Genomic DNA, 25,655 nt, shown 5'->3' on the forward strand with positions numbered 1-25,655 from the left:
GAGGGGCTAGACTTCTGGTAATCCGCGTCACAGCGGGCAACACGCCGATACGGTTGGGGACCCTATGAGCACAGAACAAAACCTAGACAGGAAGCACGAGTTGCTTATTGTCACGGGTATGTCTGGTGCCGGAAGGTCAACCGTGGGCAATGCACTTGAGGATTTGGGCTGGTATGTGGTGGACAATCTGCCGCCACAAATGCTTGAACCGATCGCGGACCTTTTTAGTTTGGCAAAGACTCCTCTGCCGCGACTGGCCGTCGTTATCGACGTGCGAGGTGGTGAGTTTTTCGGAGAGCTGAATGATCACCTGAACTCACTTAGATCAAGAAACATCAACCTCAGGGTTCTTTTTCTCGAAGCCACTGATAACGCACTCGTAAAGCGATTTGAATCAGTTCGCAGACCGCATCCACTTCAGGGCAATGGAACGATATTGGATGGAATTGCTGCCGAGAGATCCAGGCTTTTGAATTTGCGCGAATCTGCTGATGTCATTATCGATACAAGCGATCTAAACGTTCACCAGTTATCAAACAAAATTGCCGATGGTTTTTCTCTTGACCAGACTCGAAAACTTCAAATTACGGTAATGTCTTTTGGCTTTAAGCACGGGCTGCCTAGTGATGCCGACATGGTGGCCGACATGCGTTTTCTGCCGAATCCTTTTTGGCAAGAATCGCTCAGACCTTTCACCGGGGAAGATCAGCCGGTTAGTGATTTTGTATTGAGCCAAACCGGGGCACAGGAGTTTGTAAGTAACTACCTTGCGGCACTCAAACCGGTTCTAAATGGATATCTAAATGAAAACAAACGCTACGCAACCATCGCTATTGGTTGCACAGGGGGAAAGCATCGATCAGTCGCGGTATCGCGGTTAATCGCAGCGGAACTAGCCAAGTTGGACGATGTGGCAATCAGTATCAAGCACCGCGACTTGGGCAAGGAATAGAGGAATAAATGGCACTCACGGCAGATCTCAAGGATGAGTTAGCGCGCATCGATGTAAGTAAGAACGCGGTTCGCGTCGCGGAACTTTCGACAATCCTGCGCTTTTCGGGCGGCCTGCACCTAATCTCGGGAAAGGTTGCTGTTGAGGTCGAGCTTGATACCGCACAGCTTGCCCGCAGGGTTAGAAAAGATTTGGCAGAGCTATTTGGCATTGACAGCGAGCTGGCCGTGATTTCTGCAAGTGGAATAAGAAAAAGTAGTCGCTACCAAGTAAGAGTGATCAAGCAAGGCGATGTACTTGCCAGACAAACGGGTTTGCTTGACTCACGCGGTCGACCGGTGCGTGGACTGCCGGCGAACTTAGTGTCGGGCTCTATCCCTGAGGCGCAGGCTGTTTGGCGCGGTGCATTTCTAGCGCACGGCTCACTGACCGACCCGGGTCGTTCAGCGGCATTAGAAATAACCGCACCCGGCAATGAAGCGGCGATGGCCTTGGTTGGTGTCGCCCGCAGACTTGGCGTTACCGCGAAGGCTAGGGAAGTGCGCGGGGTATATCGAGTTGTGGTACGCGAGGGCGAAGCCATTGCAACCATGTTGACCCAAATGGGTGCCCACACCCAAGTGCTGCGCTGGGAGGAAATGCGTCTTCGTCGTGAGGTGCGTGCGACTGCCAACCGTCTGGCGAACTTTGACGACGCCAATCTGCGCCGTTCTGCGCAGGCGGCCGTGGCTGCCGGGGCCCGAGTTGAACGCGCCCTTGAGATCCTGGGCCCAGAGATTCCGGAGCACTTGCTTTATGCCGGTCAATTGCGACTCAAACACAAGCAGGCCAGTCTCGACGAACTGGGGCACCTGGCCGAACCAGCCATGACCAAGGACGCAATTGCGGGTCGAATCCGTCGCCTACTGGCTATGGCTGATAAACGAGCAGAGGAGCTGGGCATTCCAGCAACCGACGCCTTCCTGCCCGAAGATTTGGACGAGTAACCCGCAAATTCGGCAATAAATCCTTGTTTTTCAGAGTTAGTCTTTACACACCCCAAAAAGGAGCAAATCATGAGCAAATACACACTTCCTGAGCTTTCATACGACTATGCCGCCCTAGAGCCAAGCATCTCGGCCCGAATCATGGAGCTGCACCACTCAAAGCACCACGCCGCATACGTAGCTGGCGCGAATGCCACTCTGGACTTGCTTGAAGAAGCGCGTGCCAAGAATGACTTCACCTGGGTAAACAAGCTTCAGAAGGACCTTGCCTTCCACCTGGGTGGACACGTAAACCACTCAATTTTCTGGAATAACCTTGCTCCGGCTAACAGCGACCGCCCACAGGGAGAGCTGGCATCGGCAATCAACGAGTACTTTGGCACATTTGAGGCCTTCCAGGCCCACTTCAACGCCGCGGCGATGGGCATCCAGGGCTCTGGCTGGGCATTTTTGGCCTGGGACACCCTGGGAAAGCGCCTGATCATCGAGCAGCTATACGACCAGCAGGGCAATGTGGTTCCTGCCAGCATCCCATTGCTAATGCTGGATATGTGGGAGCACGCCTTCTACCTGGATTACCAGAACGTGAAGGGTGACTACGTCAAGGCCTTCTGGAACATCATTAACTGGGCCGACGTGCAGGCCCGTTTTGAGGCTGCTCAAAGCAAAACAGGTGGGCTACTGCTAGTCTGATACAGGTTTTTCCACCCAACGACGCGTGGCAAATAGCACTAAAAACACCCCAAAAAATGCGTCGATTTGTGGCGCCCTACCTCGTTGGAGAATTAAGTGGCAACTCGTGTTGGAATTAACGGCTTTGGCCGTATCGGTCGTAACTACCTTCGTGCGGCACTTGCAAAAGGCACCGAACTAGAGATTGTTGCAGTAAACGACCTAAGTGACCCAAAGTCACTTGCTCACCTGCTTAAGTACGACTCAGTAACTGGTCGTCTACCTCAGGAAGTGTCAGTTGATGGTCAGAACATCATCGTTGACGGACAGGTAATTAAGGTTCTTGCAGAGCGCGATCCAGCAAACCTAGGCTGGGGTGACCTAGGCGTTGACATCGTTATCGAGTCAACCGGTCGCTTCACAGATGCAGAGGCAGCAAGCGCACACATTAAGGCTGGCGCAAAGAAGGTTCTAATCTCAGCACCTGCAACCGGCGACGCAGAGACATTTGTTATCGGTGTGAACGAGCACCTATACGACAACGAAAAGCACCACATCATCTCGAACGCATCTTGCACCACAAACTGCTTGGCTCCGTTCGCCAAGGTTTTCAACGACAAGTTCGGAATCGAAAACGGGCTTATGACCACGGTTCACGCTTACACCGCTGACCAGAACCTGCAGGATGGCCCACACGGTGACCTTCGTCGTGCACGTGCAGCCGCCATCAACATCGTTCCTTCATCAACTGGTGCAGCAAAGGCAATTGGCCTAGTTCTTCCAGAGCTAAAGGGAAAGCTAGATGGCTACGCACTTCGCGTACCAGTACCAACCGGTTCAATCACAGACCTAACTTTGGTTTCAAAGACCGATGTAACCGTTGAGGAAATCAAGGCAGCTTACAAAGCAGCTTCTGAATCTGGACCAATGGTCGGCATCCTGAAGTACACCGAGGACGAAATCGTCTCAAGCGACATCGTGACCGACCCGCACTCATCAATCGTTGATGCAGGTTTGATCAAGGTAATCGGTCGCACAGTAAAGATCAGCTCTTGGTACGACAACGAGTGGGGTTACTCAAACCGTCTAGTTGAGCTAACCGAGCTTGTAGCAAGCAAGCTTAAGTAATCCACTTTCTAACCGTTAGATAAAAATGCGTAAACTCTCCGACCTGCCGAGTCTTGACGGAAAGCGGGTAGTAATCCGCTGCGACCTCAACGTTCCACTAGATGGAACTCGCATCACCGATGATGGCCGCATCGTTGCATCCGTTCCAACCATCAAGTACCTGGTAGATCAGGGCGCCAAGGTTGTAGTAATTTCACACCTTGGCCGCCCGGAGGGTGCGCCTGACTCAAAGTATTCGCTCGAGCCAGTTGCAATTCGCCTTGGTGAACTTCTTGGCCAGCCGGTCTTCTTTGCCGCCGATACCGTCGGCAGCGAAGCCAAAGGCGCGGTTCGTGCCCTGGACAACGGCGGGGTAGCGGTACTTGAGAACCTACGCTTCAATCCTGGTGAGACCAGCAAGGATGCGGCGGAGCGCGAGGCATTTGCCGCCAAGCTTGCCGAGTTTGGTGACTTCTTCATCAGCGATGGCTTTGGTGTTGTGCACCGTAAGCAGGCATCGGTTTATGAATTGGCACAAGCTTTGCCGTCTGCTTGCGGTTTGTTGATTGAGAAGGAACTTGAAGTTCTTACTCGCTTGACCAGCACACCCGATCGTCCATACGCGGTGGTGCTCGGCGGTTCAAAGGTTTCCGACAAACTTGGCGTGATTAATCACCTGTTACCTACCGTGAATAAACTTTTGGTTGGCGGCGGAATGGTATTCACCTTCCTAGCCGCCCTTGGCCACAAAGTTGGCGCCTCGCTTCTTGAGGTCGACCAGATCGACACCTGCAAGGAATATTTAAAGCGCGCAGCCGAACTGGGCGTTGAGGTTATATTGCCAACTGACATCGTGGTGGCATCAAAATTCGGCGCAGATGCAGAAGTTTCGGTAACCGCCGCTGATTCGATTGAGTCATCGCCATTTGGTGCAACCGGTCTTGGTTTGGACATCGGTCCTGAATCGGCCGCACGCTTCGCGGCGGAGATTGCCTCGGCCAAGACAGTTTTCTGGAATGGCCCAATGGGCGTATTCGAAATTGAAAAGTTTTCAAACGGAACTCGTGCGGTAGCTAAGGCGTTGACCGAGGTCGAGGGACTTAGCGTCGTGGGTGGCGGCGATTCAGCCGCGGCAGTCCGCATTCTGGGCTTCCAAGACAACCAGTTCGGCCACATCTCAACCGGTGGTGGCGCAAGCCTTGAATTCCTAGAAGGCAAGACATTACCTGGCCTTGAAATTCTGGCCTAGAAATTCTGAACTAATTCTTAGCAATTCAAACTAGAGGACAACAAGATGGCACGCATCCCACTAATCGCCGGTAACTGGAAGATGAACCTAGATCACCAGCAGGCAATCGCACTGGTGCAGAAGCTTTCTTGGACTCTCCGAGACGCGGCTCACGACTACAAGTCCTGTGAAGTTGTGGTGTTCCCACCTTTCACCGATATTCGCAGCGTGCAAACCTTGATGGATGCCGACAAGCTGGAACTTGGCCTTGGCGCCCAGGACCTTTCAAAGTTTGATTCTGGGGCGTACACCGGCGAAGTATCGGGTGCGTTTCTAAAGAAGCTTGAGGTCAAGTACGTTCTTATTGGCCACAGCGAACGTCGCCAGTACCACAACGAGGGTGACGAAACTGTCCAGGCCAAGACAGCAGCCGCATTCCGCCATGGAATCGTGCCAGTCATCTGCGTTGGAGAGACACTTGAAGAACTCGAAAATGAAGGTCAAAGCGCGGTCCCGGTTCGTCAGACCCTGGCGGCACTGGCCGGCCATGACAAAATCGGCGACTTTGTAATTGCCTACGAGCCGGTTTGGGCAATTGGCACCGGAAAGGTGGCCACCCCAGAGGAGGCGGCAGCGGTTTGTGGCAAGATTCGTGAGGCTATTTCGGCCGAACACGGGCCAGAAATTGCCGATGCCACCAGAATCCTTTACGGCGGCTCGGTCAAGGCCAACAACGTGGCAGGATTCCTTCGCAGCAGCGAAGTTGATGGTGTTTTGGTCGGTGGAGCCAGCCTGGACGCTGAGGAGTTCAGCGGGATTGCTCGTTTCCAAAAGCACATCGCTCTATAATTTTCTAGAACCCTAATTTAAAGGACCTATTACCATGGCAGCGCTACAGATCGCACTACACGTGCTACTAGCAATCACCAGCCTTTTGCTGACCCTCATGATCTTGCTACACAAGGGGCGCGGCGGCGGTCTTTCTGACATGTTTGGTGGCGGTGTTAGCAGCACCATGGCTTCATCTGGGGTTGCAGAGCGAAACCTAAATCGCATCACAATCATTCTTGGCATCGTCTGGGTGGTAGTAATCATCACCCTGGGACTCTTCAACCGTTTTAACCTCGTAGGTTAAGTAAGAAACTTTAAGAGGCTAATAGATCATGAGCACCGGGGGATCAGCAATTCGCGGTTCGCGCGTTGGCGCTGGACCGATGGGTGAGCAAGACCGCGGTTTCAAAGCTGAACGCATCACGGTAAGTTACTACTGTTCTGCGGGTCACGAATACAGCCCTCAATACGCAGCAAATGTTGAAGCGGCTGAAATTCCCGAACTGCTAGATTGCCCAAGTTGTGGCCTACCGGCTGGGCAAGACAAGGCTAATCCGCCGGTCATTGCCAAACACGAGCCATACAAGACCCACTTGGCTTACGTAAAAGAGCGTCGCACCGCTGCCGAAGCCAAAGAACTCTTGGAAGAAGCGGTAGCGGCAGTACGCGAACGCCGAATCCGCCTAGCCGAAGAAGCTAAGGTTGCCGCAAAAGAAGCAGCAAAAGCCGCAACTAAAAAGGCAAGCGCAGCTGCCAAAGCAGTAGCCAAGCCTGTTGAAAAAGTCGCAGTTGTTAAGGATGTTAAAAACGCACCGGCTAAGCCAGTTGCCAAGAGCAGCAAGAGTGATGTAAAGCCAGTGGCCAAATCAAGCGCTAAACCAGCTACCAAGTCATCGGCTAAGACCACCAGCAAGGTTGCCGCCAAGCCAGCTAAAAAGAAGTAGCTAGCAACCAAATACTTTCGTGCCGGCGGTTGAATCAATAAACCACTGAGTCAAAGTAATTCCGTGAACTCGTCCAACCGGCAATTCAGTTGGATTATCGCCCATGGCAACAGCAACGGCGTCCTGCTTGTCAGCGCCAGACACTACAAACCAAACTTCATCTGCTGAATTGAGCGCCTCATAAGTGAACGAAAGTCTTTGGGCTGGCGGTTTCGGCGAATCTGATTCGGCGATCACCCACACGCCAGCGGTTGGCTCTGGCTTTCCAGGGAACAAGCTTGCGATGTGACCGTCTGGACCCATGCCCAGCAAAATAATGTCAAAATGCGGCTTAACAGAATTCACATGCTCGGCAAACTCGGTAGCGGCCTGCTCTAGCGTCAAACCGGAATCGGTAGAAGGGAATTCGTGCACCTTTGTAGCGTCTAGTTGCAAATTCTTCAGCAGAGCATTTTTAGCCTGCAGGGCGTTGCGATCCGCACTTGACGATTCAACATAGCGCTCATCACCCCACCAAAGATTCACCCTGCCGAAATCAATCCCGGAGCGATCCGAATTTGCGTTTAGCGCAGCCAGTGAGGCAATGCCCACTGTGCCACCGGTGAGCATCAGGTGAATCTCAGGTTTTATCTCCAGGAGATCATGAAGCTTCTTGATAAGTGCCGAAGCAGTGTTTTCTGCAACTGAGGCAGCATCCTTGAAGCGATTGACAACCGTCTTGGACAATTACTTCTTCTTTGCTTTCACACCAAAACTCTTGGTGATAACTTCGCCAAACAAATCATCTGGATCAAGTCGGCGAAGGTCTTCGCTTAGGCAGTCACGCAAACTTCTTCGAGGCAAAGATATTTCGCGAGTCGGCTGTGACGGCTGAACCAAAATGGCCTTATCTAAGACATCGCGATTGATTTCTATCGTCCCCGACTTGCGAATCAATTTGATGCTCTTGATTACGTTTACAGACTTCGCAGGGGTAGTACGTACGATCTTCACCTTAATCTTCAGCTTCAGTTCAAGCCAAGCAGCAAGCAGATCAATACTTGGTGAATTTTGCGCACCAACGATCTCTGCGCCCAGAACCTTGTCGTATGGTGGCTGATCCAGCATGGTAGCCAACTGAGTGCGTAGCACGGTCAATCGAGTCCAGGCAAAATCACTGTCACCCGGAGCATAAGTCCTCGCCAAATTCTTGAAGTGTGCGCGAGCATCCTTCTGACTCAGTGCATCGGTAATGCGGCGTGTAGCGATACGACCGATAGCCGACTCAGCTGCATTTTTAGGAGCCTCACCCGGCCACCAAGCAACCACCGGGGCATCGGGAAGCAGAAGCCCGGTGACCAAGCTCTCCGGATCACTGGCGGCTTCACCATAGGCCCTGAGCACAATTACCTCGGAGGCACCGGCGTCGCCACCAACGCGAATCTGAGCGTCAAGCTTTGCGTTCTTTTTACTTTTGCTGTTGTCGTCAGCCAAAACGATGATGCGGCAAGGGTGTTCTCTGGACGCATCATTAGCGGCCTTGATCGCCGGCTCAATGCCCTTGAAATCCGTTTCAATTACCAAGGTAAGTACGCGACCAAGCGCAACTACGCCGCCTTGTTCACGAATCTGAACAATACGCTTTGAGACTTTGCTGATCGTGGTGTTTTCAAGGTCGATGATCACGGAATTCTCCATTCACGGCCATCGCGGGCCATCATTTCGTCTGCAGAGCTAGGGCCCCAAGTTCCCGGGCGATACTGTTCTGGCTTGCCCTTTTTCTCCCAGAAGCTGACGATTGGGTCAAGAATCTTCCATGAAAGTTCAACTTCTTCATGCCTTGGGAACAGGGGAGGATCACCCAAAAGCACATCAAGAATTAGGCGTTCGTAGGCTTCTGGGCTGGCCTCGGTAAAGGCGTGTCCGTAGCCAAAGTCCATTGTCACGTCGCGTACCTGCATACCCACGCCAGGAACTTTTGAACCAAAACGTATGGTGATGCCTTCGTCAGGCTGCACACGAATCACCAGCGCATTCTGGCCTAGAGCACTGGTTTGACTTTCGGCAAATAGTTGCTGCGGAGCGCGCTTAAAGACCACGGCAATTTCAGTGACTCGACGACCAAGACGCTTTCCGGCGCGAAGGTAGAACGGAACGCCTGCCCAACGACGAGTGTTGATGTCTAGGCGCATAGCTGCGTAAGTCTCGGAAACAGACTTAGGGTTCATTCCGTCTTCATCAAGGAAACCGGTGACCTGTTCGCCACCTTGCCAACCGCCGGCGTACTGCCCGCGAGCGGTGTGCTTAGCGATGTCTTTTGGAACACGAACCGCAGAGAGGACTTTTTCTTTTTCGGCTCGCAAGTCGGCGGCGTCGAACGATACTGGCTCTTCCATGGCTGTTAGCGCCAGCAACTGCAGCAAGTGATTTTGAATTACGTCACGTGCGGCACCAATTCCGTCGTAGTAACCCGCGCGACCACCAACACCAATGTCCTCAGCCATGGTGATCTGCACGTGGTCAATGTAGTTGGAGTTCCAAAGTGGCTCAAAGAGCATATTTGCAAAGCGCAGGGCCAAGATGTTCTGAACAGTTTCCTTGCCCAGATAGTGGTCGATTCGGAACACTGAGTCCGGCGGGAAGACAGATTCAACCACGTCATTTAGGCGGCGAGATGATTCCAGGTCGTGACCGAATGGCTTCTCAATTACAACGCGTCGGAATTCATCGGGACCGGCATCGGCCAGGCCTGAGCGCTTAAGTTGCTGACACACCTGAGCGAAAGCCTTTGGCGGGATTGACAGGTAAAAAGCGTGATTGCCATTTGTCCCTACCTTGGCGTCGAGCTCATCGATAGTAGCTTTCAGACGATCGAATGATGCATCATCATCGAATTCACCGGAGACGAATCGAATGTTCTCAGAGAGTTGCTTCCAGACCGATTCGTTCCAAGGAGTTCGCGCATATTGCTTCACGGCCTCTTTGACGACTTTGCCAAAATCCTGATTCTTCCACTCACGCCTCGCGAAACCAACGAGAGAAAAACCTGCCGGCAACAGTCCACGGTTGGCAAGATCATAGACCGCAGGCATCAGCTTTTTGCGAGACAAGTCTCCGGTTACACCAAAAATTACCAGACTGCTAGGACCCGCAATTCGATTGAGCCGGCGATCGTCTGGGTCGCGAAGCGGATTATTTCCCGCAGAAATTTTGCTCATGAAGATTGCTGCTTTCTAGATAGCGTTCTTTATAGCTTGGATACCGGCCTTGGCATCTGCCAATGTAAGAGTCAGCACAGGTCTTCCCAGCGCTCCCAATACTTTTGCATCACCAGCGGCCTGTGAAGCTATCAATTCGCCAAAACTAAAATCGCGACCCGGCACGGCAATGTCCTGCTTAGCCTGCGAAATTATCTGCAAATAAACTCCCTGGCGCGGTCCACCCTTGTGGTACTGACCGGTTGAGTGCAAAAACCGCGGCGCCCAACCAAAAGTAACCGGACGACGAGTCTTGTTTGCTAACAGGTCACGCAACTCGGCGGCCTCGGGCACGGATGTGCGATCAAGATACGCGTGAATTGAAACATAGCCTTCGTCATCGTCAAGATTTGACAGGAAAGCCTGAACTGCATCAACAACGCTGGTCCCTGAAATCTGCAACTCTGTTGCACGAACCTCAATTTGATTGTCAGTGAACATCGGCGCAATTACCGCGTCACGCTGTTCAAGCATTCCGCGCGCAGCAATCTTTGCTGATTCAACATCCGGCTGGTCGAAAGGGTTAATACCGATCAGTCGACTCGCCACCACTGTTGCGTATTCCCAAAGCATGAACTGTGCGCCTAGCGAACCAGACACCGATACCGCGTCGCCGCTTATCGGTTTTGCATCAGCTTGAACGTGCACGGCCAAAAGGTCGGCAAGACCGGAGTGTAATTCCGCGCTGCTTGGGTCAAGCACGACTGGAAGAACACCCTTAGATAGTTTTCCGGTTGATTCAGCAATCAACTGTTCAGCCCAGTCGCCGAAACCAACGATGTGCGTACCATCGGCCACAATGCCAATCTTGTCTCGGTTTCCCATTTCACCCGGAGTTCGAGCAAGAGCGGCTCCAAGAATTAAACCAGGATTCTCTTCACTGTCACTCGCAAGAACTTCTGCGACTTCCTGAGCTTGCTTAAGAAGTTCCGCGATGTCCGCCCCGGCCAATCCCGAGGGAACAATTCCAAATGCGGTAAGCGCTGAATAACGCCCACCAACAGTTGGATCGGCGTTGAAGACTCTGTAACCATCAGCCTTTGCCGCTGCCTCCATTGGTGAACCAGGATCGGTAACCACCACAATGCGATCTGTCTTATCGATTCCGGCATCGGTGAATGCTTTTTCAAAAATTCTTTTTTGCGAATCGGTCTCAACTGTAGAACCAGACTTAGAGGAAACAATTACCGCGGTCTTTGCTAGATCGCCAGCCAGTGCCGCACCAACTTGGTCGGCATCGGTTGAATCCAGCACGACTAGATCTACACCTGCGGTGCGAGTGATTACCTCTGGCGCCAGTGAAGATCCGCCCATTCCACACAACACAAATCGGTTAACTCCCTTGTCGTTGAATTCCTTTTTCAAAGCAAGGATTGAGTCAACCAGGGGAGCAGAGTCAAATGCTGAACTTACCCAACCCAATCGAATTGAAGACTCGGCTTCGGCTTCTTTACCCCAGAGGGTGAAGTCCTTAGCCGCAATTCTGCTGGCGACCTTGTCGGCGACCAGCTGTCCAATTGTGTTTGAAACGGCAGCTGCCGCGGTACCGGCTACAACTACTTTCAGTGGCATTACTTGGCTGCCTTCAAGGCTGCGTCAACGGTGTCCACAAGTTCGCCCCAAGAAACAATAAACTTCTCAACGCCTTCTTCCTCAAGCAATTGAGTTGCTTCATCGAGTGAAACACCAGCGGCCGCAACGGCGGCAAGAACTTCACGAGCATTTTCATAGTTGTTGGTAATTGATGCTGCGGGAATAACTCCGTGATCGTAAACAGCCTCCATGGTTTTTTCAGGCATGGTGTTTACTAGCTCGGGAGCCACCAACTCAGTCACGTAGAGAGTGTCCAGAAGGTTAGGGTCTTTTACTCCGGTTGAAGCCATCAGTGGGCGTTGCACGTTCGCACCAGCAGTTGCCAATTCAGCCCACTCAGCGGTTGCAAATTCTTGTTCAAACACCTCGTATGCCAAACGTGCATTTGCCAAAGCTGCTTTGCTCTTTAGCTCAGGTTTTCCGGCCGCTTCGAGTCTCTTGTCGATTTCTGTGTCAACGCGTGAAACAAAGAACGACGCAACTGAATGAATCTTTGAAATGTCGTGGCCATTGGCCTTTGCCAACTTCACACCTTCAATGTAGGCAGCAATAACTTCGCGGTAACGAGCAAGCGAGAAAATCAAAGTTACGTTTACGCTGATGCCCTCAGCAATAACTGCGGTGATAGCCGCAAGACCTGGCTTGGTCGCCGGAATCTTGATCATTACGTTTTCGCGGTTTACCGCGGCAAAAAGTTCTTTTGCCTGCTTGATGGTGCCAGCGGCATCGTTGGCAAGTCCCGGCTCAACCTCAATTGAAACGCGACCATCGAAACCATTTGACGAAGCGTAAACACCAGCGAAGATGTCACAAGCATCTGCAACATCCTTGGTGGTGATTGCAAAAATTGCTGATGTTGCATCGGCACCCGCCGCGGCAAGCTCTGCCACCTGAGCTTGGTAGCCTTCGCCCTTGGCCAATGCGCCAGCAAAAATTGTTGGGTTAGTGGTTACTCCACAGACGGAACGGTTAGCAATCAGGTCTTTCAAGTTACCTGAGACAATTCGTGAACGAGACAGATCGTCAAGCCAAATGCTTACGCCGTTGGCGGATAGTTGAGCTAGTGGATTAGTTGACATTTAAATTTCTCTTTTCTTAAGGCTCTGAATTAAAGTGCGGCGATGGTTGATTTTGCGGCTGAAACCACTGCCTCAGCAGTCATACCAAACTCGCGATAAAGGGTCTTAGCATCAGCAGAAGCGCCGAAGTGTTCGATTGAAACGCTTTGACCAAACGGGCCAACGTACTTATTCCAACCCAGAGCCAGGCCAGCTTCTACTGAAACCTTGGCCTTGACAGACGCAGGCAGAACCTGTTCGCGATAGTCAGCAGGCTGCTCATCAAACCATTCAAGGCAAGGTGCCGATACCACGCGAGTTGCAACTCCAGCTGCCTCAAGTTGAAGTCGGGCAGCAACTGCAATCTCAACCTCTGAGCCAGTAGCAATCAAAATGACTTCAGGCTTACCATTTGCCGCCTCAAGAAGTGTGTAAGCGCCCCTGGCGGTGTTTTCAGCGCCAGCGTAAACAACACCGGTTTCATCAGCTTCACCACGTGCAAAGACCGGAAGGTTTTGACGGCTGAGCGCGAGACCCGATGGCCCCTGTCGACGCTCTAGAACTGTCTTCCAGGCGTAGGCGGTTTCGTTACCGTCGGCTGGGCGAACGATGTCAAGATTTGGAATCGCACGCAGGGTCGACAATTGCTCAATCGGCTGGTGGGTTGGGCCGTCTTCACCAAGCGCAACCGAGTCGTGTGTCCAAACAAAAATTGAAGGGATTCCCATCAGCGCTGCTAGGCGCACGGCAGGACGCATGTAGTCGCTGAAAATCAAAAAGGTTCCACCGAATGCGCGAGTGTTTCCGTGCAGAACGATTCCATTCAGAATCGAACCCATTGCGTGTTCACGGATACCAAAGTGCAAAACTCGTCCGAACTTGTCGCCGGTCCACTCGTGAGTTGACCACTCTTTCGGAACGAAGGACTTTGCGCCAGTGATGGTGGTCATATTCGAATCGGCTAGATCCGCTGAACCACCCCAAAGTTCGGGCATTACCTGGGCAATTGCGTTAATAACTTTTCCAGAGGCAACTCGTGTTGAAACCGATGATCCACTTTCAAAAGTTGGCAGCGCAGCCTGCAAGTCCGACGGTGCCGCACCAGAAACGACTCGATCCAGCAATTTCTTTTTGTCAGGGTTTGCTGCAGCCCAAGCATCAAAGGATGCTTCCCAGGCTGAGCGCACCTGATCAGCGTGTGCCTGATAACCGCGAGTGTGGGCCAAAACTTCTGGCGAAACTTCAAAAGTTTTTTCGGCATCAAAACCCAATGCAGTTTTCAAACCCGCGAGTTCTTCGGCACCTAGCGCTGATCCGTGAATTTTTCCGGTGTTCTGCTTCTTAGGTGAAGGCCAACCGATGATGGTGCGCAAGGTAATCAGCGAAGGCTTATCGGTTACTGCCTTTGCCTTTTCGATCGCGGCGTGAAGCTCTGCGATGTCCTCGACGTAGTTTCCAGTCTTCTTCCAGTCAACAACCTGAGTGTGCCAACCGTATGATTCGTAGCGCTTAGAAAGGTCTTCGGTGAATGCGATGTTGGTGTCGTCTTCAATAGAAATCTGGTTTGAGTCGTAAATAACAACCAGGTTTCCCAGTTTTTGATGTCCGGCTAGCGAGGCGGCCTCGGCGGTAACGCCCTCTTGCATATCGCCATCACCAGCAATTACATAAACGAAGTGATCAAAAGGGGATTGGCCCTCTGCTGCTTCCGGGTCATACAAACCGCGCTCAAAACGAGCCGCGTAAGCAAAGCCGGTGGCTGAAGCCAAACCTTGACCCAATGGTCCGGTGGTAATTTCAACACCCTTGGTGTGACCATACTCTGGGTGACCAGGAGTGGCCGAGCCCCAAGTGCGCAGTGCTTTTAGATCGTCGAGTTCCAAACCATAGCCGTGCAAGAACAATTGGTTGTAGATGGTCAACGAGCTGTGACCAACGGAAAGAATAAAACGGTCGCGACCCAACCAACGGTCGTCTTTTGGATCATGACGCATAATTTTGTTAAAAAGCAGGTAGGCGACTGGAGCCAAACTAATTGCAGTGCCTGGGTGACCGTTACCAACCTTTTCTACGGCATCTGCGGCAAGAACGCGCGCGGTGTCTACTGCCTTTGAATCAAGATCGGTCCACTGGAATGCTGACAAGGGATTCTCCTCTTAAATTTTGAGAGTTCTAACAAACGATTTATTTGGCTACGTTGCCGAAAACGGTGAAATTTGAGGCTTAGTCATCCCTGCGGGCCACATTCCGTCTGGATAAGAGTCTACACGGCACTTGTTTTCATAAGGGCAGCGAACCTCATCTTGCCGAAGCATTTAGACTTGTCGGTGATGGCAAATCAAACCAAAACCCCAACCCAGTCAAACCCCATTGGCACTCGGGTTTCATTTGGCGCAAAAGCCAAGGCTTACTTCGCCCTCACCAAACCCCGAGTGATTGAGCTGCTGCTGATCACGACTTTGCCAACCATGATTTTGGCCCAGCGGGGAATCCCAGACCTGTGGCTAGTTCTAGCCACGCTGATTGGTGGCGCCTTCAGTGCCGGATCTGCCAATGCATTTAACTGCTTCATCGACACCGATATCGACAAAATCATGGGTCGAACCAAGAATCGCCCTCTGGTCACCGGCCAACTGTCACCTCGCGAGGCTCTGGTTTTTTCATGGACCTTGGGCGTCGCCTCTGTTATCTGGCTGGGTTTGCTGGTCAACTGGCTGGCTTCACTGATTTCGCTGGCCGCGCTGCTGTTCTACGTTTTGATTTACACCCTGGTGCTAAAGCGTCGCACACCACAGAACATCGTCTGGGGTGGAGCGGCCGGGGCAGCGCCGGTTCTGATTGGCTGGGCAGCGGTTACCGGTGAAGTTTCAGCCGCGGCTTGGGTGCTGTTTTTGGTGATTTTCCTCTGGACGCCGCCACACTACTGGCCACTATCGGTGAAATACAAAAACGACTATGCCATGGCCAAGGTGCCAATGTTGCCGGTGGTGAGGAATACCAAAACCGTGGTTCAACAGATCTTGATCTACGCCTGGGCTGTGGGCTTCAGCACTCTGCTGCTGATTCCGGTGGCACAAATGGGCCTGATTTACTCCGTCACCGCTCTAGCGGGAAGCGTCTGGTTTATTGTTGCCGCCTACCGTCTTTACAAAGAGGGGCAAAACGGCGAACTGGCAAAGCCGATGAACCTATTTCACCTGTCAAACCTGTATTTGACAGCCCTGTTTGTCGCGGTCGCCATCGATGTTTTGGTAAACATCCAGCTCTAGGCCTTGTGAACCTTTATTTCCTCTAGTCTGCGCAGTGACTCTTCACGTTCCTTAGAGTGATCAACTATTGGTGCCGGATAACCCTTGGCCAATCCATCAACCAAAAGCCAAGGCTCGTGCACGGCTTTACCTTCGATGTGGGAAAGCTCTGGAATATAATTGCGGACGTAATTACCGTCGGGGTCAAATTTGTAGCCCTGCATTACTGGATTAAAAACCCGATAGTAGGGGCTGGCATCCGTGCCACAACCGGCAGTCCATTGCCAACCGTGCGCATTGGAAGCCGGATCAAAGTCGCTCAGGTTGGCTTCAAACCAAGCTGCGCCCTGCTGCCACTCCAGGTGCAGGTCCTTCACCAAAAACGACGCCACAATCATACGGACGCGATTGTGCATCCAGCCGGTAGTCAGCAATTGGCGCATGCCAGCGTCAACCATTGGAAACCCGGTCTTCCCCTGTTGCCAGGAGCTTAGTTTGGCTTCCGCTTCGGAGCCGGTGTCGTATCGCATCCTCTTGAATCTAGGCTCGTAGTAATCGTGAGCCGTGTGCTGGTTGTGCCACAAGACATCTGCGTAGAACTCACGCCAGGCTATTTCTTTGCGATAAACGTTGTGACCAGCAGAATCGGCAAGCTCAGCCAGAATCGTCCTGGGGTGAATCTCTCCAAAGGCCAAGGCGTGGCTCAGGTGCGAAGTGCCGCTCAGATCGGCTCGGTTGCGCAGCTCGTCGTAGTTGAACAGCGCCCGATCCTGAAATCTTTTCCAGGTTCTAAGCGCAAAAGCCTCGCCTGCTTTGACCTTAAAGGGTGCGGCTTTGCTTGGATCCGGTTTTCCATGGCATTGAATTGGTTCAAACCACTCAAAGCCTTCGGCGAGCGCAACCGGAGCAGACCAACCAGCTTTGAACCAGTTGTTGAAAAAGGGCGTGTACACCCGGTATGGAGTGCCGTCTGGCTTTTGCACTGTTCCTGGCGCAACCGCGTAATAGCTATCGTCCAACTGCAGGAAAACACCAATTTCCTTGAGCGCCAGGCCAACTGCATTCTGCTCAGCGATACCGGCGGGGTCAAAGGCCCTGGTCGCGTGAACCGTTTTAGCCCCGGCAGCGCTGGCCACTTTGGCAACCGCCTCACCAATACCTAAAGTTTTGCCGTAGTGCTGGATGGTGAGCTTGCGATCCATGCTTGCCCCGAGAGAGTCCAAAGACTCGTATAGCGACCACTGTCGAATCCCGCTCAGGGCGTGAAAGTCATCGGTGTTTACAACGTAAAGCCCGCAAACCTGGGCATCTCCATCTTGCTTGGCTCCATGGATCGCGGTATTCAGGGCGATGTTGTCTTGCAGCCGAAGATCTCGCCTGAACCAAAAGACTCTAGCCATGTTCTATTTGGTCTTACCGCGTATGGCCAACCACTGGAAGGCAAGCAGGGCACAGATAACCGCGGCGCCAAGCATGTGCAGTGCCACCAGAACGGCAGGTACTCCCAATCTGGCCTGAAGCACACCGATAATCGCCTGCGCTATTGTGGTCACCACCAACCAAGCCGCAACTTTTAGCTGGTAGCTTCTCTCAAGACCTTCCTTGTCTCGCCGGGACAGTAGCCCAAGTTGAATCAGGGCCAGAATCAGCAGCAAGTAGCCCGGGTAGCTGTGCAGGTGTTGCAAAAGCTCAAGGTCTAGGCCGTTTCGCTCGCTGTAGGCGTCTCCTGAGTGGGGACCAGCCCCGGTAACCAGAACGCCAACCAACACGGTGATCGCACCGACGATGGCAATTGGGTTGGCTGTGCGCCAAATTGCTGGCGAAACTGGCACATGCTTTGGCGGTAGGGCGCGGAAAACCAGCAGGGCAGCGATAGCAATCATGATGCCGCTGAGCACGAAGTGAGCACCTACAAACCAAGGGTTCAGCTGGGTCAATACGGTAAAGCCACCAAGAACTGCTTGTGCGGGAATGCCCAGGCCCAAAATAAACGCCGGAATGACCAGGCCTTTGCGCAATTTTTTACCTAAGGCCAGAACGGTAAGAAAAGTAAGTAGCGCAATCAGCGCCAACACAAATGTCAAGAGACGGTTTGCAAACTCGATTACCCCGTGGAGACCCATTTCAGGCACGGTAATCAAAGAGTCCTCGGTGCACTTTGGCCAGGTTGGGCAACCTAGTCCAGATCCGGTCAGGCGCACAATTCCGCCGGTGACCACAATCAGAATCTGACTCACCAGCGATGCCCAGACGTAAAGCGGAATTCGGGCGCTAGAGATAATCGGCCAATTTCGGACCTTTGCAAACAATCGAATGGACCTTTCTCATGGCAAGGCTGACAAATTATGCCTCGCAGAAGTAAACTCTAGGAAGTCTCGAGTTATTTCAACTCAATCAGCATCCTCTAGGCAATCTTTACACAGGCTCTGTGGCCTGAGGTCAGGCGTGCGGGAATGCTGAAAGCCCTGAGGCAGTTGCTAATAGAGATCCAGGCAGACCGAGATAACCACTCGCATCTGAAACCGAATACAGGAGGCCGGCTTTGTCCGACATCATCATTGAACGTCCAGAACTAGACAGCCTAGGCGTCTACGAATTTGGTTGGCACGACAAAGACGCCGCTGGCGAAACAGCCAAGCGCGGCATCAACGACGCAGTTGTCCGAAACATTTCGGCCTTGAAGTCTGAGCCAGAATGGATGCTGGAGCGTCGTCTAAAAGGTTTTGATTACTTTGGTAAAAAGCCAATGCCTAGCTGGGGATCGGACCTCTCCGGTATTGATTTCGATAACATCAAGTACTTCGTGCGCTCAACTGAGCGCCAAGCCACCAGCTGGGAAGAACTGCCTGACGAGATCAAGAACACCTACGAAAAGCTAGGCATTCCAGAGGCCGAGCGCAACCGATTGGTTGCCGGCGTGGCAGCCCAGTACGAATCTGAGGTGGTTTACCACCAAATCAATGAAGAGCTCGAGCGCCAGGGTGTCATCTTCCTTGACACGGATACAGCGCTAAAAGAGCACCCTGAAATTTTCCAAGAGTATTTCGGAACTGTTATTCCAGCTGGCGACAACAAGTTCGCCGCACTAAACACCGCGGTTTGGTCTGGCGGATCATTTGTTTACGTGCCAAAGGGAGTGCACGTTGAGATTCCTCTGCAGGCATACTTCCGAATTAACACAGAGAACATGGGGCAGTTCGAACGCACCTTGATCATCGCCGACGAGGGCTCTTACGTTCACTACATTGAGGGTTGCACCGCGCCGATTTACAACTCCGACTCACTGCACTCTGCCGTGGTTGAAATTATCGTTAAGAAAAACGCCCGCGTTAGATACACAACCATTCAGAACTGGTCAAATAACGTTTACAACCTTGTCACCAAGCGCGCGATTGCGCACGAGGGAGCAACCATGGAGTGGATCGATGGCAACATCGGCTCCAAGGTCACAATGAAGTACCCAGCGGTGATTCTGGCTGGCGAGCACGCTCGCGGCGAGACTTTATCGGTGGCCTTCGCCGGTGAAGGTCAGCACCAGGATGCCGGTGCAAAGATGATTCACCTGGCTCCTTACACAAGCTCGTCGATCGTTTCTAAGTCAATCGCTCGAGGCGGCGGCAGAACCTCTTACCGCGGTGAGATTAAGGTCATGCCCGGTGCTCACCACTCTGCCAACACCGTGCGCTGTGACGCGCTTTTGGTTGACACCATTTCACGCTCTGACACCTACCCTGCGGTAGACGTTCGCGAAGACGATGTGTCAATGGGGCATGAGGCAACTGTCTCGCGCGTTAGCGAGGAGCAATTGTTCTACCTTCAGTCTCGTGGCCTTCCAGAGGACGAAGCCATGGCCATGATTGTGCGCGGATTTATCGAGCCAATCGCTAAAGAATTACCAATGGAGTATGCGCTCGAGTTGAACAAACTCATTGAGATGCAGATGGAAGGGGCTGTTGGTTAATGAGCGCAGCAACACAGACAGCCCAACACGGTCTGTCGGAGCACAGCCATGGGGCGGGCGTTCCGATTCAGACTCGATACGAACGGAAGCGTTCAACTAACGTTCAAGATTTTCCTGCAATCTCTGCGCGCGAAGAGCAATGGCGTTATCTGAGCGCTGATCGCCTTGGGGGACTTGACGCCGACACACTTTCCGAATTTACTGGCGATCTTGCCATCACACACTCCGATGGAGTAACCACCGCCTGGGTTGGCGAAGAGAATCCAGCCTTTGGTGGTGCCGGCATTCCAGAGGAGCGCCCAAGCGCTGCCGCCTGGGGGTCTGCAAAGCAGGCATACCTAGTTACAGTTCCGGCAAATCAAAAGTCGGATGTCCAGATTGCTCTTTCATCCGATTCGGCCGAGCCAAGCGCACTGCACTTGATCATCGATGCAAAACCATTTGCTGAAGCTACCGTGATTCTTGATCACAAGGGCCACGCGATTCTCGGCGAGAACGTTGAAATCATCGTGGGTGACGAAGCTCAGCTAACCGTTGTTTCGATTCAAGATTGGGATGACCACAGCATTCACGCATCAACTCAGATGGCGCGACTTGGCAGAAATTCCAGATTGAAGCACGTAGTGGTTAGCCTCGGCGGAAAAACAGTTCGTGTTGCAAGCTCAACAGAATTTACTCAGCCTGGTGGCGACACTGAAATGTTGGGAATGTATTTCGCGGATGCTGGCCAGTACTTAGAAAACCGCCTGTACGTTGATCACGCAGTGCCAAACTGCAAGTCTCGAGTGACCTACAAGGGAGCACTGCAGGGTGAGAAGGCGCACACCGTTTGGGTCGGCGACGTGCTCATTCGCATGGCCGCTGAGGGCACCGATACTTACGAGCTGAACCGAAACCTGCTACTTACCGATGGTGCTCGTGCAGACTCTGTGCCGAACCTGGAAATTGAAACCGGAAAAATTGAGGGAGCAGGGCACGCGTCTGCTTCAGGTCGCTTCGATGACGAGCAACTGTTCTATCTTCAGGCTCGCGGCATAACCGAAATCGAAGCACGACGCCTCGTGGTGCGCGGCTTCCTTAACGAAATCATTCAGCAGATCGACAACGAGCAAATTCGTGAGCGACTCACCAAGTCAATCGAAGCAGAGCTAGAAAGGAGCGGTTCATAATGGCCGTTCGCATTTGTGCCGTTGAAGACATCAAGCCTGGCAAAGCCATTCGCGTGAAAATTGGCGAAACTGCAATTGCAATTGTTAGAACCAAAGCCGGAGACGTCAAGGCGCTTGACGACAAGTGCTCTCACGGAGAAATCTCATTGAGCGAGGGTTTCGTAGACAACGAGACTATCGAATGCTGGGCGCACGGGGCAAAGTTTTCGCTGACCACCGGGGAAGCCCTGACCCTGCCAGCCTTTGAGTCAGTTGCGGTTTACGAGGTGATCATCGACAACGGTGACATTTTCTTGGAAATCGACGCAGAGTAATTCGCCCAAAACTTACAAACAAAGACTTTAGAGAAGAGATCAGAATGGCAAAGCTAGAAATCAAGAACCTGCACGTGACCGTAGACACAGAGCAAGGAACCAAGGAAATTCTCAAGGGAGTTGACCTGGTAATCAACAGCGGTGAGAGCCACGCCATCATGGGCCCAAACGGTTCTGGTAAGTCAACCTTGGCCTACACAATCGCCGGGCACCCAAAATACACCGTCACCCAGGGGGAGATTCTTCTAGACGGCGAGGACGTTCTTGAGATGAGCGTTGATGAGCGAGCTCGCGCAGGTTTGTTCCTGGCCATGCAGTATCCGGTAGAAATTCCTGGCGTTTCGGTTTCAAATTTCCTACGCACCGCCAAGACAGCAATTGATGGCGAAGCCCCTGCACTGCGTACCTGGATCAAGGACGTAAAGGGCGCAATGGATAACCTAAAGATGGACTCCACCTTCACCGAGCGAAACGTAAACGAAGGTTTCTCTGGCGGTGAAAAGAAGCGTCACGAGATTCTGCAGATGGAACTACTTAAGCCGAAATTTGCCGTACTTGATGAGACTGACTCAGGTCTTGACGTTGATGCACTGAAGATTGTTTCCGAAGGTGTTAATCGTGCCAAGGAATCAAACGAATTTGGTTTGCTTCTAATCACCCACTACACCCGAATCTTGAAGTACATCAAGCCAGACTTCGTGCACGTTTTTGTTGCTGGCAAGATTGCAGAGCAGGGTGGCGCAGAGCTTGCCGACCGACTCGAGGCCGAGGGCTACGACCGCTACGTATTGGCATAGTCATGACAGTAACCGAACTTGACCCAGCACTCTACGACAAAGTTATCGAGGCGCTAAAAGACGTAATTGACCCTGAAATCGGAGTCAACATTGTTGACCTTGGCTTAATCTATGGACTTCAAAAGTCAGAGGATGGCAATCTACTAATCAACATGACCCTGACTTCAGCCGGGTGCCCACTTACCGATGTTCTCGAAGAGCAGACCGCTGAATGCCTGGACGGAGTCGTCGACGCCTTCAGAATCAACTGGGTCTGGATGCCACCGTGGGGTCCAGAAAAAATCACTGAGGACGGCCGCGAACAAATGAGAGCAATCGGTTTCTCGATTTAAGGATCAAAAAAATCCCCAGCTCTTGGCTGGGGATTTTTTGTTTCTAAAGTTTTAGCCCTGCAGTTTTTTGATGCCTGCCCACGCTAGTGGCAGCAAGGCGGCGGCGATGATGGCTTTGACCGCATCCCACACCAAGAACGGGGTCATAATGCCAGCGGCAATCGCAATGTCTCCTCCGGTTGCAACAGCTGCAAGCACTGGGATTCCAAAGGCATAAATGACAATTGAACCAACTGCATAGCTCACAAACATCTTCACTGCGTGTGAGCTCCAATTGCGTTCAGCCAATCGGCCAACTACGAACGCAGCCGCGATAAATCCAATTACGAAACCAAAGGTTGCCCCCATCACTGCCTGTAGCCCAACCGCGTGTGAGCCGTCCTTGAGTGGAGCAAAAACTGGCAAACCAACTACGCCTAGAACTGCGTACAGGGCCATTGAAAGGGCGCCTCGGACAGAACCCAGTGAGGCACCAACAAGAAGCACTACCAGGGTCTGCAGGGTAAATGGCACCGGAGATGCGGGAATTGAAATTTGAGCGGCCACCGCGGTGAGCGCTGCACCAGCGGTAATCAGAGCAACATCGGCAGCGGCACTTCTTGGCACAACAAGATCAACAATCGTGTTGCGGTTAATAGTAAGAACAGACATTCAGCATCTCTCGTTAGGAAGCGTCTTATTGACTTGAGTCGATTGTAGACTAGGACTTTTGTTGGTCGCCAATAATCCGCGACAGTTTTCAACCCCTATTTTTGGAGATTCCCATGATTAGCGTGCGCGACCTTGAGATCCGCATAGGTGCTCGCACGCTAATGACTGGCGTTAATTTTCGAGTGGATAAGGGTGACAAGGTTGGTTTGGTTGGCCGAAACGGTGCCGGCAAGACCACGTTGACCAAGATCTTGGCTGGCGATGGTCAGCCCGATCAAGGCACAGTTGAACGAGGCGGTGAAATTGGGTACCTTCCGCAAGACCCAAGAACCGGAGACCCTGAAGAACTCGCTAGAACAAGGATTCTAAACGCGCGCGGACTAGGCGATCTCATGGCGCAGATGTCGCAAGCCACAGAGGATATGGGAAGCATCGATGAAAAAATCTTTGATGCCGCAATGGTCAAATATGGAAAGTTAGAAGAACGGTTTCAAGCCGGTGGGGGCTATGCGGCTGAGGCAGAGGCGGCAGCGATTGCCAGCAACCTTGGCCTTAAAGATCACATTCTTGATCAACCGCTAAAGACCCTCTCCGGTGGCCAGCGTCGTCGTATCGAATTGGCTCGAATTCTTTTTAGCGCGGCAGAAACGATGATTCTTGATGAGCCAACAAACCACCTAGATGCAGATTCCGTAGTCTGGTTGAGGGATTTTCTAAAGTCCTATCAGGGTGGTCTTATTGTGATTAGTCACGACGTTGATCTTGTTGAAGAGACAGTCAATCGAGTTTTTTACCTGGATGGCAATCGAACCGTAATTGACATCTACAACATGGGCTGGAATGCCTACAAAAAAGCGCGCGAGACAGACGAAGAGCGACGCAAGCGTGATCGCGCCATTGCCGAAAAGAAGGCAAGCACACTGCAACTTCAAGCGGCAAAATTTGGGGCCAAGGCCAGCAAGGCAGTTGCTGCAAAGCAGATGGTTCGACGTGCCGAGTCGCTCCTGAATTCACTTGACGATGTTCGTGAAGTTGAGCGCGTGGCAAAAATAAAGTTCCCCGATCCAGCTCCGTGTGGTCGAACACCCTTGATGGGCGAAAACCTGAGCAAGAGTTATGGATCGCTAGAGATTTTTACCGCGGTAGACCTAGCTATCGACAAAGGCTCCAAGGTAGTCATCATCGGATTAAATGGTGCTGGAAAAACAACATTGCTGCGCATGTTGGCCGGTATCGACAAACCAGACACCGGAAGAATCATCGAGGGGCATGGGCTCAAAGTTGGTTATTTCGCCCAGGAGCACGAAACTTTGGATGTTTCAAAATCGGTACTAGAAAACATGCAGCGCTCGGCGCCTCAACTCGCCGACACCGATGCCCGCAAGGTTCTTGGTTCATTTCTCTTCACCGGAGATGATGTGAACAAGCCTGCTGGTGTTTTATCTGGAGGCGAGAAAACTCGTCTTGCCTTGGCATCCCTAGTTGTTTCATCGGCGAACGTACTGCTGCTCGACGAACCAACTAACAACCTGGACCCAGCCAGCCGTGAAGAGATCCTTCGCGCCCTAAGTACTTTCACCGGAGCAGTGGTGCTTGTTTCCCACGACGTGGGTGCGGTGTTGGCCTTAAATCCGGAGCGAGTGTTGATTCTGCCGGATGGCGATGAAGACCACTGGAACGATGGCTACGCCGAATTGATTGAACTTAGCTAACCGCATCTTCAGCAGCCTTGTCAGCATCGCCAAATTTTCGGCGAACCTTTGGCCGATAGTTTGGATCGCTGGCTATTTTTCTGGCTTCAAATTCTTGTCTAATTGCCCACCACAGAGCACCGAAAGCCATCAGCGCAAATAGGATCCACTGCAGCGCGTAGCTCAGATGATTGCCTTCGGTTAATTCGGGTCTTGGCAGAATTTTTGGCAGTGCCTGATCGTTGTAAGAATCGGCAAGACGAATGTAAACCTTGCGATAAATCTCGCCAGATAGGTTTTCCGTTTCGATCAAAGCGTCAACGTTTATTGTTGCAATCTGTCCCGGTGGAGCCTGTCGATTTAGGGTTGGTTCTGCTGGTCGAACTCGTCCAATGATCTCTCTAAAACTCTGATCTGGACGAGGCACAATTTTTGGAGCCTGGTTATCACTTCGGGTTGGCAACCAGCCGGTCTCGATTGCAACTAGTTCACCGCTTTTCAGTTGAAACGGAATGACTTGCAAGAAACCTGGAGAGCCGTTGTAAGGACGGTTCCTTACCAATACAGCCTTATCTGCGAGAAACTGACCTTCAAGTCTGACCGGTCTCCACTCAAACTTTGCATCAAAGGAATTCAAAGCGGATAGGTCGCTCAGCGGCACAGGGGACTGGTCAAAATTTGCTGCTACTGAATTTATCTTGGCTACGGCCTCAGCTCGTCGGCTAAATTGCCATTGCGAAAGAAAAAAGCAGGCAACCGCAAACACCGAAACCAGCAGGAGCCAAACGATCCAACGCTTCCAAGTTTGCAGTGTCTTCATTTCAACTTTTCTTCGCCAAGGAAAAACCCGCGGCTATCCAAATATTCAATCAGATAGCTTTGGTG

Annotated in this window: 24 protein-coding genes and 1 pseudogene; 15 read left to right on the top strand and 10 right to left on the bottom strand. The window is 52.2% G+C overall.

Annotated elements, in window-relative coordinates; all coding sequences use genetic code 11:
• The first annotated feature begins 64 nt into the window (after positions 1–64).
• The 8 genes and pseudogenes from rapZ to RHOLA_RS07440 form a co-directional block, all read left to right on the top strand.
• Entirely contained in the window at positions 65–952 is an 888-nt protein-coding gene (gene rapZ, locus RHOLA_RS03845) for an RNase adapter RapZ (RefSeq protein ID WP_038502467.1), read from the top strand.
• 8 nt (positions 953–960) lie between these two features.
• On the top strand, positions 961–1,938 hold the full coding sequence (gene whiA, locus RHOLA_RS03850) for a DNA-binding protein WhiA (RefSeq protein WP_038502468.1): 978 nt from the start codon (positions 961–963) through the stop codon (positions 1,936–1,938).
• A 69-nt stretch (positions 1,939–2,007) separates the two neighbouring features.
• Positions 2,008–2,631, top strand: coding sequence for a superoxide dismutase (locus RHOLA_RS03855; protein ID WP_038502470.1), 624 nt, complete (start codon positions 2,008–2,010; stop codon positions 2,629–2,631).
• A 96-nt stretch (positions 2,632–2,727) separates the two neighbouring features.
• Positions 2,728–3,738 carry a type I glyceraldehyde-3-phosphate dehydrogenase gene (gene gap, locus RHOLA_RS03860; protein ID WP_038502472.1) on the top strand — a complete coding sequence of 337 codons (1,011 nt, stop codon included), beginning with the start codon at positions 2,728–2,730 and terminating at the stop codon, positions 3,736–3,738.
• 25 nt (positions 3,739–3,763) lie between these two features.
• On the top strand, positions 3,764–4,966 hold the full coding sequence (locus tag RHOLA_RS03865) for a phosphoglycerate kinase (RefSeq protein ID WP_420834831.1): 1,203 nt from the start codon (positions 3,764–3,766) through the stop codon (positions 4,964–4,966).
• Positions 4,967–5,011: 45 nt separating this feature from the next.
• Positions 5,012–5,794 carry a triose-phosphate isomerase gene (gene tpiA / locus RHOLA_RS03870; protein ID WP_038502474.1) on the top strand — a complete coding sequence of 261 codons (783 nt, stop codon included), beginning with the start codon at positions 5,012–5,014 and terminating at the stop codon, positions 5,792–5,794.
• A 34-nt stretch (positions 5,795–5,828) separates the two neighbouring features.
• Entirely contained in the window at positions 5,829–6,080 is a 252-nt protein-coding gene (gene secG / locus RHOLA_RS03875; RefSeq protein ID WP_038502476.1) for a preprotein translocase subunit SecG, read from the top strand.
• 28 nt (positions 6,081–6,108) lie between these two features.
• A pseudogene (locus RHOLA_RS07440) lies at positions 6,109–6,453 on the top strand (RNA polymerase-binding protein RbpA); the annotation flags it as partial.
• Between the two features lie 267 nt (positions 6,454–6,720).
• Here RHOLA_RS07440 and pgl read toward each other — a convergent pair.
• From pgl to tkt, 6 genes are read right to left on the bottom strand one after another with little or no spacing between them, the layout of a single operon-like run.
• Positions 6,721–7,446 (bottom strand): 6-phosphogluconolactonase, encoded by a 726-nt coding sequence (gene pgl, locus RHOLA_RS03885; RefSeq protein WP_038502477.1) that lies wholly within the window; start codon positions 7,444–7,446, stop codon positions 6,721–6,723.
• Positions 7,447–8,385: a glucose-6-phosphate dehydrogenase assembly protein OpcA gene (locus tag RHOLA_RS03890; RefSeq protein ID WP_038502479.1), complete on the bottom strand. Its 939-nt coding sequence runs from the start codon at positions 8,383–8,385 to the stop codon at positions 7,447–7,449. It abuts the gene before it with no gap.
• Complete coding sequence (gene zwf / locus RHOLA_RS03895) at positions 8,382–9,917, bottom strand: glucose-6-phosphate dehydrogenase (RefSeq protein WP_038502480.1); 1,536 nt, start codon at positions 9,915–9,917, stop codon at positions 8,382–8,384. Before zwf ends, RHOLA_RS03890 begins: the two co-directional genes overlap by 4 nt.
• A gap of 15 nt (positions 9,918–9,932) precedes the next feature.
• Positions 9,933–11,528: a hypothetical protein gene (locus RHOLA_RS03900; RefSeq protein WP_038502482.1), complete on the bottom strand. Its 1,596-nt coding sequence runs from the start codon at positions 11,526–11,528 to the stop codon at positions 9,933–9,935.
• Positions 11,528–12,628 (bottom strand): transaldolase, encoded by a 1,101-nt coding sequence (tal, locus tag RHOLA_RS03905; protein WP_038502483.1) that lies wholly within the window; start codon positions 12,626–12,628, stop codon positions 11,528–11,530. The genes RHOLA_RS03900 and tal overlap by 1 nt, the downstream gene beginning before the upstream one ends.
• 29 nt (positions 12,629–12,657) lie before the next feature.
• A complete protein-coding gene (tkt, locus tag RHOLA_RS03910) occupies positions 12,658–14,751 on the bottom strand; it encodes a transketolase (RefSeq protein WP_038502484.1) in 2,094 nt (697 codons plus the stop codon).
• Positions 14,752–14,937: 186 nt separating this feature from the next.
• Here tkt and RHOLA_RS03915 point away from each other — a divergent pair, with 186 nt between their 5' ends.
• Entirely contained in the window at positions 14,938–15,876 is a 939-nt protein-coding gene (locus RHOLA_RS03915; RefSeq protein WP_084321379.1) for a heme o synthase, read from the top strand.
• On the opposite strand, the gene RHOLA_RS03920 is transcribed toward RHOLA_RS03915, so the two are convergent.
• Complete coding sequence (locus RHOLA_RS03920) at positions 15,873–17,255, bottom strand: cryptochrome/photolyase family protein (protein WP_038502486.1); 1,383 nt, start codon at positions 17,253–17,255, stop codon at positions 15,873–15,875. The two genes, RHOLA_RS03915 and RHOLA_RS03920, sit on opposite strands and share 4 nt — an antisense overlap.
• A 3-nt stretch (positions 17,256–17,258) precedes the next feature.
• Positions 17,259–18,164 (bottom strand): COX15/CtaA family protein, encoded by a 906-nt coding sequence (locus RHOLA_RS03925; RefSeq protein ID WP_051636253.1) that lies wholly within the window; start codon positions 18,162–18,164, stop codon positions 17,259–17,261.
• Positions 18,165–18,397: 233 nt separating this feature from the next.
• Here RHOLA_RS03925 and sufB point away from each other — a divergent pair, with 233 nt between their 5' ends.
• The 5 genes from sufB to RHOLA_RS03950 are packed head-to-tail and all read left to right on the top strand — an operon-like array spanning position 18,398 to position 22,428.
• Positions 18,398–19,816: a Fe-S cluster assembly protein SufB gene (gene sufB / locus RHOLA_RS03930; protein WP_038502487.1), complete on the top strand. Its 1,419-nt coding sequence runs from the start codon at positions 18,398–18,400 to the stop codon at positions 19,814–19,816.
• A complete protein-coding gene (sufD, locus tag RHOLA_RS03935) occupies positions 19,816–20,985 on the top strand; it encodes a Fe-S cluster assembly protein SufD (RefSeq protein ID WP_038502488.1) in 1,170 nt (389 codons plus the stop codon). Before sufB ends, sufD begins: the two co-directional genes overlap by 1 nt.
• Positions 20,985–21,299 (top strand): non-heme iron oxygenase ferredoxin subunit, encoded by a 315-nt coding sequence (locus tag RHOLA_RS03940; protein ID WP_338050479.1) that lies wholly within the window; start codon positions 20,985–20,987, stop codon positions 21,297–21,299. The genes sufD and RHOLA_RS03940 overlap by 1 nt, the downstream gene beginning before the upstream one ends.
• A gap of 44 nt (positions 21,300–21,343) precedes the next feature.
• Positions 21,344–22,096 carry a Fe-S cluster assembly ATPase SufC gene (sufC, locus tag RHOLA_RS03945; RefSeq protein WP_038502491.1) on the top strand — a complete coding sequence of 251 codons (753 nt, stop codon included), beginning with the start codon at positions 21,344–21,346 and terminating at the stop codon, positions 22,094–22,096.
• A 2-nt stretch (positions 22,097–22,098) separates the two neighbouring features.
• Complete coding sequence (locus tag RHOLA_RS03950; protein ID WP_038502492.1) at positions 22,099–22,428, top strand: metal-sulfur cluster assembly factor; 330 nt, start codon at positions 22,099–22,101, stop codon at positions 22,426–22,428.
• Positions 22,429–22,479: 51 nt separating this feature from the next.
• Here the strand turns inward: RHOLA_RS03950 and RHOLA_RS03955 are convergent, their stop codons facing one another.
• Positions 22,480–23,079 (bottom strand): biotin transporter BioY, encoded by a 600-nt coding sequence (locus RHOLA_RS03955; protein ID WP_038502493.1) that lies wholly within the window; start codon positions 23,077–23,079, stop codon positions 22,480–22,482.
• A 113-nt stretch (positions 23,080–23,192) separates the two neighbouring features.
• Between RHOLA_RS03955 and abc-f the strand changes: the two genes are divergently transcribed.
• Complete coding sequence (gene abc-f / locus RHOLA_RS03960) at positions 23,193–24,791, top strand: ribosomal protection-like ABC-F family protein (RefSeq protein ID WP_038502494.1); 1,599 nt, start codon at positions 23,193–23,195, stop codon at positions 24,789–24,791.
• On the opposite strand, the gene RHOLA_RS03965 is transcribed toward abc-f, so the two are convergent.
• Positions 24,784–25,590 carry an SURF1 family cytochrome oxidase biogenesis protein gene (locus tag RHOLA_RS03965; protein ID WP_051636254.1) on the bottom strand — a complete coding sequence of 269 codons (807 nt, stop codon included), beginning with the start codon at positions 25,588–25,590 and terminating at the stop codon, positions 24,784–24,786. The two genes, abc-f and RHOLA_RS03965, sit on opposite strands and share 8 nt — an antisense overlap.
• Positions 25,591–25,655: the final 65 nt, after the last annotated feature.

This window comes from Rhodoluna lacicola (assembly GCF_000699505.1).
GTDB lineage: Bacteria > Actinomycetota > Actinomycetes > Actinomycetales > Microbacteriaceae > Rhodoluna > Rhodoluna lacicola.

Coding starts and splice junctions, on each gene's coding strand:
- secG (WP_038502476.1), top strand. CDS start 5,829: ATGGCAGCGCTACAGATCGCACTACACGTGCTACTAGCAATCACCAGC.
- tpiA (WP_038502474.1), top strand. CDS start 5,012: ATGGCACGCATCCCACTAATCGCCGGTAACTGGAAGATGAACCTAGAT.
- RHOLA_RS03955 (WP_038502493.1), bottom strand. CDS start 23,079: ATGTCTGTTCTTACTATTAACCGCAACACGATTGTTGATCTTGTTGTG.
- RHOLA_RS03915 (WP_084321379.1), top strand. CDS start 14,938: ATGGCAAATCAAACCAAAACCCCAACCCAGTCAAACCCCATTGGCACT.
- RHOLA_RS03855 (WP_038502470.1), top strand. CDS start 2,008: ATGAGCAAATACACACTTCCTGAGCTTTCATACGACTATGCCGCCCTA.
- zwf (WP_038502480.1), bottom strand. CDS start 9,917: ATGAGCAAAATTTCTGCGGGAAATAATCCGCTTCGCGACCCAGACGAT.
- rapZ (WP_038502467.1), top strand. CDS start 65: ATGAGCACAGAACAAAACCTAGACAGGAAGCACGAGTTGCTTATTGTC.
- RHOLA_RS03950 (WP_038502492.1), top strand. CDS start 22,099: ATGACAGTAACCGAACTTGACCCAGCACTCTACGACAAAGTTATCGAG.
- sufC (WP_038502491.1), top strand. CDS start 21,344: ATGGCAAAGCTAGAAATCAAGAACCTGCACGTGACCGTAGACACAGAG.
- RHOLA_RS03940 (WP_338050479.1), top strand. CDS start 20,985: ATGGCCGTTCGCATTTGTGCCGTTGAAGACATCAAGCCTGGCAAAGCC.
- whiA (WP_038502468.1), top strand. CDS start 961: ATGGCACTCACGGCAGATCTCAAGGATGAGTTAGCGCGCATCGATGTA.
- RHOLA_RS03965 (WP_051636254.1), bottom strand. CDS start 25,590: ATGAAGACACTGCAAACTTGGAAGCGTTGGATCGTTTGGCTCCTGCTG.
- sufD (WP_038502488.1), top strand. CDS start 19,816: ATGAGCGCAGCAACACAGACAGCCCAACACGGTCTGTCGGAGCACAGC.
- tal (WP_038502483.1), bottom strand. CDS start 12,628: ATGTCAACTAATCCACTAGCTCAACTATCCGCCAACGGCGTAAGCATT.
- abc-f (WP_038502494.1), top strand. CDS start 23,193: ATGATTAGCGTGCGCGACCTTGAGATCCGCATAGGTGCTCGCACGCTA.
- RHOLA_RS03920 (WP_038502486.1), bottom strand. CDS start 17,255: ATGGCTAGAGTCTTTTGGTTCAGGCGAGATCTTCGGCTGCAAGACAAC.
- RHOLA_RS03900 (WP_038502482.1), bottom strand. CDS start 11,528: ATGCCACTGAAAGTAGTTGTAGCCGGTACCGCGGCAGCTGCCGTTTCA.
- RHOLA_RS03865 (WP_420834831.1), top strand. CDS start 3,764: ATGCGTAAACTCTCCGACCTGCCGAGTCTTGACGGAAAGCGGGTAGTA.